Annotated in this window: 2 protein-coding genes; both read right to left on the bottom strand. The window is 68.5% G+C overall.

The features are described 5' to 3' along the window. Positions 1-51: 51 nt before the first annotated feature. Positions 52-576: a PaaI family thioesterase gene (locus AB0M74_RS11535; protein WP_364905004.1), complete on the bottom strand. Its 525-nt coding sequence runs from the start codon at positions 574-576 to the stop codon at positions 52-54. A 9-nt stretch (positions 577-585) separates the two neighbouring features. Further along, positions 586-11,679: an SDR family NAD(P)-dependent oxidoreductase gene (locus tag AB0M74_RS11530; RefSeq protein ID WP_364905001.1), complete on the bottom strand. Its 11,094-nt coding sequence runs from the start codon at positions 11,677-11,679 to the stop codon at positions 586-588. Positions 11,680-11,693 lie beyond the last annotated feature (14 nt).

Here is an 11,693-nt window from a genome sequence, read left to right as displayed (position 1 = left end):
GGTCGGGTGGCCGCGGGGCGCGTTTGCCCTGGCACCCGACCGCCGAGGTTCTCAGCCTCCCAATCGAACGAAATTGGCCGTCGCTGTCGCATAGATCTTGTCGTCGTCGTCGACGAGACGTGCTTCAGCGGCCGCCGTCGTCCGGCCCACATGCACGGTCCGCGCGATCGCACGCAGCGTTGATTGGTCGTGCGAGACTCTGCGAAGGAAGTTCGTATTCATGTTGGTGGTGGTGATCATGGACGTGTCGTCCATGGACAGTTGAACCGCCCCCCACATCGCCGCGTCGAGGACGGCGCCGAGCACCCCGCCACCGACTACGCCGAGGAAGTTCACGTGCCGCTCGTCGGGCCCGAGACTCAGGACCATCCGCCCCGGCTCGGCGTCCACCACCGCGATGTTGAGCAGCTTGGACAGCGGCGGCTGGGGTAAGTCGCCGGACCGCAGACGCTGCACCAGTTCATCGCGCGACAACCGCAGCAGGCCGACTACGGCCAGTGCCGGATCATCCCATTCCAGATGCAACGTCCGAACGCCGTCGGACGTCGCGATAGCCGCCAAATCGTTGCTCGTCATGGGCGTTCCTTACTGTGAGGTGATCTGCTGGTCGATGAGCGCGAAGAGTTCATCGGCACTCGCCGCTTCGACGGCATCGCGGTCACTGCGAGTAGTGGATTCGGGTTCCTGTAGTGCTTCGGCCAGCGTCGCGCGGATGCGCTCGGCAAGGCGCTCCTTCTCGCCCGCCGACGACATGGTCGCCAATAGGGTTCGGAGGGAAGCGATCTGGTCGTCGAGCGCGGAAGTGGTCGAGACGGCTTCCAAGCGCGAGCGCAAGAACTTCGCCACGGCGGTGGCATTCGGGTAATCGAACACCAGCGTCGTCGGCAGTTTCATGCCCGCCGACTCGGCGAGGCGATTACGCAGCTCGACACCGCCGAGCGAATCGAATCCCAGTTCATTGAAGGGAGTCTCGGGATCGATCGCCGCAGCCGACGGGTATCCGAGCACGGCCGCGACGGTCTCCCGCACGAACCCGAGTACCAGCGCGTCCCGTTCGTCCTCCGGCGCCGCGGCAAGCCGTTGCGCCAGTTGGCCACCGGTTGTGCCACCGCTCGTCACACGCCGCGCTCGGGCGGGCGCCGACACCAGACCACTGAGCACATCGGGCAGTAGTCCGGCCCGCGCCTGCGCTGACAGCGCAGGCTTGTCGAACTCGACACCGGCGACCATTGCCTCGTCCATGGCGACGGCGGCGTCGAGCAGCGCGGTCCCGTCGTCGTCGCTGATCACCTTCACACCGAATCGCTCCAGCCGTGCCACAGCGGCCCGGTCCATGGTGGCCGTCATGCCCGTGTCCTGGTTCCACGGTCCCCAGGCCACCGACAACCCCGGCAGACCCGCGGCGCGGCGGGCGCGCGCGAGCCCGTCGAGGAACGAGTTCGCCGCCGCGTAGTTGCCTTGTCCCGGTGAACCGAGCACCGCGGCGAGCGAGGAGAACACGATGAACGCCGCCAAGTCGTGGTCTCGGGTGAGCTCATCCAGATGCAGCGCGCCGTCGACCTTGGGTGTGAGCACCCGGTCGAACTGTTGCGCGGTCAGCGTGGGGATCGTGGCGTCGTCGAGCACACCGGCGGAGTGGATCACCGCGCTCAACGGGTGCTCGGTCCCGATCGAATCGAGCACCGCCGCCACACTCGCCCGATCACCGACATCACACGCGACGACGCGCGCTCGGGCTCCGAGTCGAGCCAGCTCGGCAACCAGCTCCCCGACACCATCGGCCTGTTCGCCCCGGCGCGACACCAGCAGCAGGTGTTCGACGCCGTGCACGAGGGCAAGATGCCGAGCCGTCACCGCGCCGATACCACTGGTGCCGCCGGTGATCAGCACCGTGCCGTCACCGAAGGCGCCCTTGTCGAGCGAACCGGTGTTGTCGGCAACGTCGCCGCTTGCCAGCCTCGGCACGAACATCCGGGAGTCGCGGACCGCCACCTGGGCCTGATCCGACTCGAGCACGCCGCGCACCAGATCGGCGTGCAGGTCGCCGTCGTGGTCGAGCAGCACAATCCGGCCGGGGTATTCGGATTGGGCGCTGCGGACCAGACCGATTACCGCGGCGGCCGCCAGGTCCACCGGCTCGCCCGGCAGGCCCGCGGCGCGATGAGTCGTCACCACGAGCCGGGTTTCGGTCAGTTGCTCGATCGACAGCCACGAGCGCAATGCGTCCCAGGCCGTGTGGACCGACTGCCGAATCGCCGCGGCGCGCTGCGCCGAGGTGGCTGCCTCGTCGGCGACCACGGCGCGATCACCGCCGATCGACCATACGACGAAGTCCGGAAGTTCCTCGGCCGCAACTATTTCTGCGACATCGGTGTAGTGCTGGTCGATGCCGGGTACGCGTGTCGAACCCACGGTGGCCGACACACCGGAAAGCGACACGGCGGCCAACGGCGACTCGGTCCATCGCAGGTTCAGCGGCAACGCGCGGCGCGCCGTGCTCGCCGCGAGAACGTCCGCGTCGATAGGCCGCGCGGCAACCCCGGCGATGGTCAGCACGATCGACCCGGCATCGTCGACAGCGTCGATCCGTACTTGCCCGCTGCCGTCGCGGACCACTCTGGCACGCACCGCGGCGACGCCGGAACGCCACAGTTGCACTCCGGAGAACGAGAAAGGTAGCGGTATCCGACCCGGCGGCAGATCCTGGATCAGCGCGTCGATGGCCACGTGCAGGCACGCGTCCAGCAGCGCGGGATGGATGCCGAACGCGGCGGCCGACTCGCTCACGGACTCGCTCAGGGAGACTTCGGCAAAGGTCCGCTCGCCATCCGACCACATCGCGGTCACGCCCTGGAAGATCGGGCCGTAGTCGAAACCGCGCTGTGCCAGGCGGTCATAGAGAGACCCGTCGTCCGAGGGCGCGGCACCCGATGGCGGCCAGGTCCGCTCGTCCCAGGCCGGGGCGACCTCCTCGGCGTCGGTCAGGACACCGCGTGCGTGCAGTACCCACGGCTGCGTGTCGGCCGAATCCGCTTCGGCGGCTTCGGAACGGGAGTAGATCGCGAACGCGCGCCTGCTCTGGTCATCGGGCGCCTCGACACTCAATTGCAGATCGACCTCGCTGCCCGCAGCAAGCAACAGCGGGGCCTCCAGCAGCAATTCCTCGACGGCATCGACGTTCAGTCGGGCACCCGCGGCGAGCGCCAATTCCACAAAGGCCGTCCCTGGCAGCAATGCCGAACCGAACACCGCGTGGTCGGCGATCCAGGGCTGCGTCCGCAAGGAGACTCGTCCGGAGAACAGCCACTCGTCCTTTCCGGCGAGCGGCACCGCGTTCGTCAACAGCGGATGCCCGAACGAACCCGCGACGACGTCGTCGCTCGGCTGCAACCAATACCGCTGATGCTGGAACGCATACGTCGGCAACGCAATTCGGTCCGCAGTACGCCCGGCGAACAAGCGCCGCACATCCGCGGGCATCCCCACCGCATGGGCATGCGCGAGACACGCGACGAACCCGACCATCTCGTCGACCTTGCGGCGCGAGGACGCCAGCACCACCGACTTCGCCTCCACCTCCGGGCGCTCCGCCAAACACTCACGCGCCATCGCGGTCAGCACCGCATCCGGGCCGACCTCGACGAACCTCCGCACACCGGACTCGACCAAACTGTCGACACCGGGAGCGAACCGCACACAACTGCGCACGTGCGTCACCCAGTACTCCGGATCCAGCACCTCGGCACCGGCCCGCGCACCCGAGACGTTCGACACGATCGACAACAGCGGCTCCCGATACGTCAACCCCGCTGCCACAGCACGGAATTCGGCCAGTATCGGCTCCATCACCACCGAGTGGGACGCGTGCGAGATCCGCAACCGCGAGTTCCGACGACCGGCGTCGGAAAGCCGCCGCTGGATCTCGTCGACGGCATCCACGAATCCCGAGAACACCACCGATTCCGGACCATTCACCGCCGCGAGCGACACCCGGTCGGTATAGCCGGCCAACATCTCCTCGGCCTCGGCCTCCGAGATAGCCGCCGCGTGCATCGCACCGCCCGACGGTGCCGCCCCCATCAATCGACCACGCGCCGCGACGAGCGCGCACGCGTCGGGAAGCGACCACACCCCCGCGACGTACGCCGCAACCAATTCGCCCAACGAATGCCCCGCAACCACATCCGGTGTCACACCGAAGGATTCCAGCAGGCGGAACATCGCCACCTCGAACGCGAACAGCGCGGGCTGCATCCACGCCATTTGGTCCAGCAGACCCTCGGGATCGGTGAACATCACCTCACGCAAAGACACCGTGGAGCTGGTCGAAGCGTGGCCGGACGCCGCGTCGGCGCCGCCGAGGTGCCGATCGAACTCGGCACACACCTCGTCCAATGCCAACGCGAACACCGGAAACGCCTCGTACAACCCGGCGCCCATGCCGACGCGCTGCGCACCGCCGCCGGTGAACAGGAACGCCGTGTCGCCCGACCCCGCAACGCCGTCGACCACACCCGGTCGCGGCGAACCCGATGCCAAAGCGGCCAGACCGGCCAGCAGCTCCGCTCGATCACGACCGACCACAACTCCGCGCCGATCCAGCAACGCGCGCGAGTCGAGCAACGACCGCGCCACCGCCCACGAATCCGCCTCGGGGTGGTCGGTCAACCAGGTCAGCAAACGCTGTGCCTGACCCCGCAACCCCTCCTCTGACTTCGCCGACACCAGCAACGGCACCGCGGCGACGTCGAGGTCCGACCCCGCCGACGCGGTTACGCCGCCGTCGAGGTCCGACGCTGCTGTTCGGGGCCGCTGATCGGACGGTGTTTTCGGCGCTTCCTCGAGAATGACGTGCGCGTTCGTGCCGCTGATCCCGAACGACGACACGCCCGCGCGCCGCACCCGATCGCCGGCGGGCCACTGCTGCGCCTCGGTCAGCACTCGCACCGCCCCCGCCGACCAATCCACATGCGGCGACAACTCGTCCACATGCAACGACTTCGGCAAGGTCTCGTGTCGCAATGCTTGCACCATCTTGATCACGCCGCCGACGCCGGAAGCCGCCTGCGTGTGACCGATATTGGATTTGAGCGAGCCGATCCGCAGCGGCAACTCCGGTCGATCCTGTCCATAGGCGGCGATCAAGGCCTGCGCCTCGATCGGGTCGCCCAACGGCGTGCCTGTCCCATGGGTCTCCACCGCGTCCACATCCGCAGGGCGCAGGCCCGCGTTGTCCAACGCCGCCGCGATCACCCGCTCCTGCGAGGGACCATTCGGCGCCGTCAAACCGTTGCTCGCACCGTCCTGATTGATCGCACTGCCGCGCACGACCGCGAGGACGTTGTGGCCCAAACGCAGCGCATCCGACAACCGTTCCACTACGAGCACGGCCGCGCCCTCCGACCAGGCCACGCCGTCGGCCGCCGCCGAGAACGACTTGCACCGTCCATCCGGCGCCAAACCGCGCTGCCGGGAGAACTCCACGAACACCAGGGGCGTCGCCATGACCGTCGCTCCGCCGACCAGCGCCAGTGAGCTCTCCCCTTGGCGCAGCGCTCGGCACGCCACATGCAATGCGACCAGCGACGACGAGCACGCCGTATCCACTGTCATCGCGGGACCTTCCAAGCCGAGCGCATACGACACACGTCCGGACACCACGCTGCCCGCCACGCCGGTCCCGACGTAGCCTTCGACTTCGGGCCCGGCTTTACGCGACAAGGCCTCGTAGTCCTGGTACATCACGCCCGTGTAGACACCGGTGTCGCTGCCGCGCAACGACGTCGGATCGATCCCGGCGTCCTCCAACGCCTCCCACGACACCTCGAGCAGCAGCCGCTGCTGCGGGTCCATCGCGATCGCCTCACGTGGACCGATGCCGAAGAACCCGGCGTCGAAGTCGGCCACGTTCGTCAGGAACCCGCCCTCCTTGGCGTAGGACGTGCCGGGGTGGTCGGGGTCGGGATGGATCAGGCGCTCCAGCGCCCAGCCGCGATCCGACGGAAACTCACTGATGGCGTCCGTACCCGAGGACACCAGATCCCACAGCCCCTCCGGCGATTCGACACCGCCGGGATACCGGCAGGCCATGCCGACGATCGCGATCGGCTCGTCGGTCCGCGTCCGCTGTTGCGTGCGGCGCACGCTGGTTGTGGTGCCTTCGATCCGCGAGCGCACGTGCCTGGCAATCGCCGCCGATGTCGGGTGGTCGAAGGCGAGGGTCGACGACAGCCGCAGGCCTGTGGCCTTGGCGAGGCGATTGCGGAACTCCACCACGCCGAGCGAATCGAAACCCAGTTCGGCGAAAGGCTTCTCCGCGTCGATCAGCTCGCCTGCGGCGTACCCGAGCACCTCGGCGACCTGACCGCGCACGAAGTCGAGCACGATCGCATCGTGCTTGTCGGGCGACGCCGCCGCCAAGCGCCCGGCCAGGTCCCCACCACCGGCCTCGGCGCGCCGTGGCAACGACACCAGCGATTGCAGCACACCGGGCAGCAGACCCGCGCGAGCCTGCACCGACAACGCGGCGACGTCGAAGTCGACCGCCGCGACGAAGGGTGCGCCGCCACCGCAGGCCAGGTCGAACAGCGCCAGTCCGTCGGCTTGCGCCAACGGTCGGAAACCCATACGCGACAACCGGACCAGAGCAGCCGCGTCCAGTTCGGCCGTCATGCCACTGCTCGCGTTCCACGGACCCCACGCCACCGAAACAGCGGGTAGGCCCGCGTTGACACGCCGGAGTGCCAACGCGTCGAGAACGGAGTTCGCCGCAGCGTAGTTGCCCTGCCCCGCCGAACCGAGAACCGCCGCGATCGAGGAGAACACCACGAACGCGGAAAGGTCGCGGTCGAGGGTGAGCTCGTGGAGGTGCAGTGCCGCATCGACTTTCGGTGCGAAGACGCGGTCGACCTGCTCGGGGGTGAGCGTGTCGATGGTGCCGTCGTCGAGGACGCCCGCCGCGTGGATGACAGCGGTCAATGCGGGACCGTCGGAGATGCTGTCGAGCAGCGTTTGTACGGCCGCGCGGTCGCCGACATCGCAGGCCAGCACCTTCGGCCGGGCCCCGAGCTCGGTCAACTCGGCAACGAGTTCGGCGACCCCGTCGGCCGCCGGGCCGCGCCGTGAGACCAACACCAGGTCACGCACCCCGTGCATGACGGCGACATGCCGGGCCAGCGCAGCACCCAAGCCGCTGGTGCCGCCGGTGATCAACACCGCGCCGGAGCCGAGCGCCATGGTCGACCCGATGGCACCGTCGCGACGGGTCAGCCGCGGCTCGAGCAGCGCACCCTCGCGTACCGCCAGCTGCGCCGCGTCGGCATCGAGAGCGGCCGCGATCAGCTCGGGGGTCACTTCGCCGTCGATAGCACTGTCCACCAGAATGATTCGACCGGGATGCTCCGATTGCGCGCTGCGCAGCAGGCCCCAGGTCGCCGCCGCCGTCAGGTCCGGATTCTCGCCGGGCAGACCGATGCCGTTATGCGTCACGACGACCAGTCGGGCCTCGGCCGCGGCGGGCAGACGCAACCACGATCGAATCGTCGCCAACGCCGTATGCATACGTCGATGGATGGCCTCCGCCGACACCATGCCGGCATCCGAAGAGGCAACATCAGCATCTGACGACTCCGCGCCGGCGTCGGAATCGACGTCATCGGCGAACCACACCACCGCGTCGATGGCCGGGTATGGCCCCACCTCTTCGGTGTCCGCGCTGTACGCCCCGACCAGTGCCGCCACATCCGGGTAGTCCTCGTCGAATCCGGACGCGGTCCGCGCGCCGACCGCGACCAGCCGCCTGGCGCCCGGGTCGACCGTGACCGGCGATCCGACCGCGATCCACCGCACGTCGTAGAGCGCGTGGCGACCGACGGAAAGACCGTTGTTCACCACCTGGCTGTCGACCGGACGTGCCTGCAGCGATTCGACTGTCGCCACGAGAATTCCCGCGTCATCGCAGAGTTCGAGCCGCACACTGTCGGTTCCGGTCCGCCGGATTCGCACCTGTGCCGCCGTCGCGCCGTGGCGATACAACCGCACACCGTGGAATGCGAACGGCAGCGGAGCGGTACCTGGCCGCAGATCCGCGGAGAGTTCGTCCACCGCGGCGTGCAGCGCGGCGTCCAGCAGCGCCGGGTGCACGCCGAACCGCGCCGCGTCCGCACCGACCTCGGCGGGCAACTGCACATCGGCGAGCACATCGTCGCCGTCGCGCCAGGTCCGGCGCACGCCGTGGAACGCGGGTCCGTAATCGAGTCCGAGGGCAGCCAATTGGTCATACAGCGTGACCGCGGGCGTCGTGTCGTCCGACGCCGGTTCGCTGTAGCTTCCGGACTCGGCGGCGGCAGTCGCACTGCCCGGCGCGAAAACGCCGTGCGCGTGCGTGATTCCGCTCGCGCCCGCGGACTGTTCGTCGGCAGGTCGCGAAGCAATCACAAACCGTCGCAGCCCGTTGTCGTCGGGCGCGTCGACACTGATCTGGATGTCGATCTCGGTTCGGTCGTCCAAGCGCAGCGGCGCCTCAAGGACCAGTTCGTCGATAACCTCGACACCCAATCGAGCGCCGACCGCCAACGCCAACTCCACGAAACCGGTGCCGGGCAGTAGAACCGCGCCGAACACCGTGTGATCGGCGATCCATGTTTGCGCTGCCGTCGAGAGCCGGCCGGTGAAGAGCCACTCGTCGGTACCTGCCATCGCGACCGCCGCACCGAGCATGGGGTGGTCGATGGCCACAAGACCGGCGCGGCCGACATCACCGACACCGTCGGTGGGCGCGAGCCAATACCGTTGACGCTGGAATGCGTAAGTCGGCAACGGAACTCGGCGCGTCGACCGGCCCGCGTACACCGAGCGCCAGTCCACCTCCAGTCCGGCGGCGGTCGCGGCGGCCAGGAAGGTGGTGAACTGCGCGGCCTCGTCCGTACCGCGCCGACCGGCAGCGGCCACCACCGACCGCGCCTCGATATCGGGGGCCTCGGCCAGGCATTGGCGGGTCATCGCCGCCAGCACCGCATCCGGTCCGATCTCGAGGAACTGGCGGGCACCGGTCGCGATCAGTGCCTGGACACCCGGAGCGAAGCGAACGGCTCCCCGGACCTGACTTACCCAGTACGACGGATCGGTCAGCTCACGATCGACCACCGCGCCGGTCACATTCGAGACAATCGGGACAGTCGGCATTCGATAGGTCAAACTGTCGGCCACCGCGCGGAATTCGGCCAGCATCGGATCCATCCGCGCCGAATGGAAGGCGTGACTGACCCGCAACCGGCTCGTCTTGCGACTCTGTCGAAGTACGGCCTTTGCTCGCTCATGATTACCCTCCGCCGCCGTCTCCAGCCTGGCGCTGGGGTCGCCGAGCAGTCGCTCGATCTCGTCGACGGCGTCCGCGTCGCCGGAAAGCACCACCGACGACGGACCATTCACCGCGGCCACCGACAGTCTGTTGTGATATCCGGCCACCAGCGCGGTCGCCTCGTCTTCGGAGACGGCGGCCGCGAGCATCGCCCCGCCCTGCGGCAACGCCCCCATCAACCGCCCGCGCGCGGCCACCAGCGCGCACGCGTCCGACAGCGACCAGACCCCCGCGACATACGCCGCGACCAGCTCACCGATGGAATGACCGAGCAGCACGTCCGGGGTCGGACCGAACGACTCGACCAGCCGGTACAACGCCACCTCGAACGCGAACAACGCGGGCTGGGTGAACTCCGTCCGATCCAAGAGCGCGGCGCCGTCCTCGGCGAACATCACATCCCGCAAGGACAGCGTGGAGCTCATCGCGGTGTGGTCGTCAGGCGAGGGGTGGGCCTGCCCGAGCAGCGGATCGAATGCGGCGCACACCTCGTCGAGCGCCGCCGCGAACACCGGATACGCCGAATACAGCCTTTTGCCCATCCCGGGCTGCTGCGCACCCTGACCGGTGAACAGAAATGCCGTCCCTCCGGAACCGAAAGATCCGCGCAACACCTCGACGCCGGGTACGGCGCCACCACCACCGGCAAGCGCGGCCAAGCCCGCGAGCAGCTCTGTTCGGTCGCGCCCGACGACCGCGCCGCGCACATCCAGATGAGCCCGGGAGGTCGCGAGGGAGAACGCGGTATCCCACACGTCGACATCGGGCGCGCCGAGCATCCACTGCCGCAGCCGATCCGCCTGCGCGGCCAGCCCCGGCTCGGAACGCGCCGACACCAGCAGCGCGACACCATCCGACGGGTCGGGCTGGGCGGTCGCCGCCGCGTCATCCCCTTGCTCGGCTGTTTCTCCGGATGTCTCCTGCGCAGCGGCCGCGGGCGCCTCCTCGAGGATGAGGTGAGCGTTGGTGCCGCTGGCCCCGAAGGCCGACACGCCCGCCCGCCGGATTCGCTCGCCAACAGGCCACGGCTGCTGCTCCTGCAGCAGTAGCACCGTGCCCGCCGACCAATCCACGTGCGGGGTCGGCTCATCCACATGCAATGTCTTCGGGAGCACACCGTGGCGCATGGCCTGGACCATTTTGATCACGCCGCCGACCCCCGCCGCGGCCGAGGTATGGCCGACATTGGACTTCAAGGACCCCAGGCGCAGTGGCGCCGCACTGCGCCGCGCACCGTAGACGCCGATCAGCGCGCTCGCCTCGATGGGGTCACCGAGCATGGTGCCGGTACCGTGGGCTTCCACCGCGTCGACATCGGCGGGGTCGAGACCGGCATTGACCAGCGCCTGCGTGATGACGCGTTCCTGGGACGTGCCGTTCGGCGCGGTCAAACCATTGCTCGCGCCGTCCTGATTGACCGCGCTGCCACGCACCACCGCCAAGACGGTATGCCCGAGACGCTGTGCGTCCGACAGCCGCTCCAGCACCAGCATCCCCAGACCTTCGGAGAAGCCGGTCCCATCGGCTGCCGCCGCGAACGCTTTGCAGCGGGCATCGGAGGACAGCGCGCGCTGCCGGGCGAAAGCGATCAGCACGGACGGGTCCGACATCACAGTGACGCCGCCTGCCAGTGCGAGTCCGGCGTCACCCTGACGCAGCGCCTGGCACGCGAGGTGCAGTGCCACCAAGGACGAGGAGCACGCGGTGTCGACCGAGATGGCCGGGCCCTTGAACCCCAGGGTGTAGGCGATCCGGCCGGACAGCACGCTGTTGGAAACACCGAGGTAGACATGGCCTTCCGTCTCGGCGGTGATCCCGGCGGAGCCGACGCGTGGGCCATAGTTCTGATGAACGACACCGGCGAACACCCCGGTGTCGCTGCCGCGCAACGATGCCGGGTCGATACCGGCGTCTTCCAACGCCTCCCAGGACGCCTCGAGCATCAGGCGTTGCTGTGGATCCATCGCCGCGGCCTCGCGCGGGCTGATCCCGAAGAAGGCGGGATCGAAATCCGCTATCGAGTCGAGGAATCCGCCCTGCCGGGTGTAGATCGTGCCGGGCACATCCGGGTCCGGGTCGAACAGCCGCTCCAGGTCCCACCCCCGGTCCGACGGGTAGTCGCCGACGGCGTCCACGCCGCCTTCGACAACGCGCCACAGATCCTCGGGTGACCGCACGCCACCCGGGTAACGGCAAGCCATTCCGACAATGGCGATGGGCTCACGCGACCGATCGGTGATTTCGCGCAGTTGTTGCTTGGTCTCGAACAGCTCTAGCGCGGTCTTCTTGAGATACCGGCGAAGCTCGTCATTGTCGGCCATCGGTGGGGCTCCTG

Origin of the sequence: Nocardia sp. NPDC051463 (assembly GCF_040681975.1) — a bacterium.
GTDB lineage: Bacteria > Actinomycetota > Actinomycetes > Mycobacteriales > Mycobacteriaceae > Nocardia.
The sequence above is the reverse complement of the archived record's forward strand: the minus strand, read 5'-3'. Positions and strand labels throughout refer to the sequence as shown.

Coding starts and splice junctions, on each gene's coding strand:
- AB0M74_RS11535 (WP_364905004.1), bottom strand. CDS start 576: ATGACGAGCAACGATTTGGCGGCTATCGCGACGTCCGACGGCGTTCGG.
- AB0M74_RS11530 (WP_364905001.1), bottom strand. CDS start 11,679: ATGGCCGACAATGACGAGCTTCGCCGGTATCTCAAGAAGACCGCGCTA.